Consider the following 1252-nt stretch of genomic DNA (forward strand, 5'->3'; position numbering starts at 1 on the left):
GTCCCGGTGGGCCGTGTACGACAAGAGGTCGCGCTTCCAGCGGGCGGCGTCGCGGCCGCCCGCGGGCAGCGCGCGCAGCAGGTCCAGCCCGTGCCACACGGCGTCCCACGCAGGCCGCAGCTGGGACGCCACCAGCTCGCGCACCTCGCGCTCGGCGGCGCCCAGCGCCTCGTGCGCGGCCCGCTGCCGGGCGCGCGCCGACCCCGCGCGGCCCGCGTCGGGCGCCGTGCCCGCCGCCGGGTCCCCCTCGAACCGGCCGCGCGCCGCGTCCAGCATCTCCGCGCGCGCCGCGTCGTACCGCGCGATGGCCGGGGCGAGCCGCTTGTTGTCGAAGACCGGGTCGGTGGCGGGACCCGCGGGCGGCGTGGTCAGCAGGCCGTCCGGCCCGCGCTCCAGCTCCGCCCGCAGCGCCGCCTCCGCGCCCGTCATCCCCCGCGGAGGGTCTATCCAGGCGAGCAGCGCGCCCAGGTGCTGGTCCTCCAGATTGCTCTGGCCCGTCGCCCAGTGCCGGCCCAGCACCTGCGTCATGGCCAGCAGCAGCGACGAGCCGGGCACCCGCGCGCGCTCCCCGATGTGCGTCAGCCAGCGGCCGAGCAGCGGCACGCGCGGGGGAGCGGGATAGGGCGTGTCGGGGTCCTGTTCGGCGGTCCGCCGGAACCGCATGGACCGGCCGAGCAGCCGTACGTACTCCACGCCCGCCGCGCTCGGCACCAGCAGCTGCGGCGCCTCCGCGCACAGCTCGACCTCGACCTTCACCTTCTTCCCGGTCTCCGGGTCCGCCTCGGAGCGCTCGGCCGCCTCGACGTCGTCGGCGTACGCCTCGAAGTGCGGCAGCACCGCGTCGGCCAGGTCGGCGAGGAACGCGAACCGCAGGTCCCGGTCGCGCGGCTGCGGCACGACCAGCAGCCGGGGAGCGTCCCGGTCCGTCCCCACCAGCGCGCCCAGCGGCGCGCCCGCCTCGCCCGCGGTCGTCAGCGGCACCAGGACGAGGGGCCGCTCGGCCAGGTGCCGGTGCCGCACGGTCGCGCCGGGGCGCGCGTACCCGTCGCGGGCGGCCTCCATCCGCGCCAGCGTGCTGATCAGCGACATGCGCCCTCCTCCCTACGGGCCTCATGAGCTTCATGGGTCGTACGGGTCGTACGGGTCGTACGGGCCGTCGGAGCAGTCAGCCGCATCCCGCACCCCCACTGCTGTACGAGGCCGTCGCCAGCGCCTCCGCCCGCAGGGCCGCCGCGCGGCGCAGCGCCCCGAC

Annotated in this window: 1 pseudogene; it reads right to left on the minus strand. The window is 77.8% G+C overall.

Going from position 1 to position 1252, the window contains the following annotated elements:
- Window positions 1-1089 (minus strand): annotated as a pseudogene (locus ACFU99_RS44060) (hypothetical protein); the annotation flags it as partial.
- Window positions 1090-1252 lie beyond the last annotated feature (163 nt).

Origin of the sequence: Streptomyces sp. NPDC057654 (assembly GCF_042800135.1) — a bacterium.
Classification (GTDB): domain Bacteria; phylum Actinomycetota; class Actinomycetes; order Streptomycetales; family Streptomycetaceae; genus Streptomyces.